Annotated in this window: 2 protein-coding genes; both read right to left on the bottom strand. The window is 65.6% G+C overall.

The window, feature by feature from the left end:
• Window positions 1-38: 38 nt before the first annotated feature.
• The gene (locus ACTQ1S_RS09305; RefSeq protein WP_304211243.1) at window positions 39-890 is read right to left on the bottom strand and encodes an IS3 family transposase; all 852 of its coding nucleotides are present in this window, start codon (window positions 888-890) and stop codon (window positions 39-41) included.
• 20 nt (window positions 891-910) lie between these two features.
• Window positions 911-1,152 (bottom strand): helix-turn-helix domain-containing protein (locus tag ACTQ1S_RS09300; protein ID WP_441547564.1); only part of this gene is annotated, 242 nt, incomplete at its 5' end.

Here is a 1,152-nt window from a genome sequence, read left to right as displayed (position 1 = left end):
TGAACTGCACCCCAAAACTTGGACGGCTTAAATAAGAACTACGCCGCAAGGGACTGTCTCCGGAACTCCTCCGGGGTCAGTCCCTTCAGTTTAACCTGGCGCCTCCTCGTGTTCCAATGGACCACGAAGTCGTCGAGGTCCGCCTTGAAGGACTCGAAGTCCGGCCACGTCCTTCCGCGGAAGAACTCGTCCTTGATGTGGCCGAACACCTGCTCCGTCGCGCCGTTGTCGATGCAGTTGCCCTTCCGGGACATGCTCTGCACCACGCCGGCCTCCTCCAACCGTCTGCACCAACCGGCCTGCTGGTACTGCCAGCCCATGTCCGAGTGCAGGATCGGCCTGGAGCCCTTGGGCTTCTTGGACACGAGCTGGTCGAGCAGCTCGTGCTGCTGAGCCATGTTGGGGTGCAGCGACGTGGACCAGGCGACGATCTCCTTGCTGCCGAAGTCGTAGACCGGCGCGAAGTAGGCCTTGCCCCAGGGCTGTTTGAACTCGGTGACGTCGGTGCCCATCTTTTCCCACGGCCCGTCGGCGGCGAAGTCGCGCCCGATGACGTTCTCGAAGGTCTTTCCGACCTTGCCCCTGTACGAGTTGTACCTGTGGTAGTCGGTCTCGCGGCGGATCCCGCAGCTGATGCCCATCTCGCGCATCATCTTCAGCACGGTCTTGTAGGCTATGCGCACGCCCTGCTCGGCGCGCAGGCACATGGCGATCTGCCTGTGGCCGCACCCGTTGGCCGTGCGCGAGAATATCTCGGCGGCGGCCTCCCAGAGCTCGGGCCTGGTGGGAGCCTTCGGGTGCGACAGCGCGTAGTAGTAGCTCGACCTCGCCAGGCCGGCGCACTCCAGCAGGCACCCCAGCCCGTACCCCTCTTCGCGCAGGGCGCTCACGGCCTCGACCTTCGCCCTGGTCAGAGTCCGTCCCTCTCGACCAGGGCACGCAATTTTTTTAGGTAGGCCACCTCGGTCTCGAGCCTTCGGCAGCGCTCCTCGAGCTCCTGCTCGCGCGTGCGCGGCCTCGCCTTGGAACCGCTCGGCCGGCCCTTGGGCCTGGGCCTGAGCGCCTCGGCGCCGCCCTCGCGGTAGAGCGCGCACCATCTCTTGAGCGGCGCCAGGGACATGACCCCGAACGCCTCCATGGCGTCCCGCTTGC

The sequence above is a fragment of the Collinsella sp. LCP21S3_D3 genome, assembly GCF_052118305.1.
Classification (GTDB): Bacteria; Actinomycetota; Coriobacteriia; order Coriobacteriales; family Coriobacteriaceae; genus Collinsella.
Note: the sequence above shows the minus strand (reverse complement) of the source record. Positions and strands in the feature narration are given on the sequence as shown.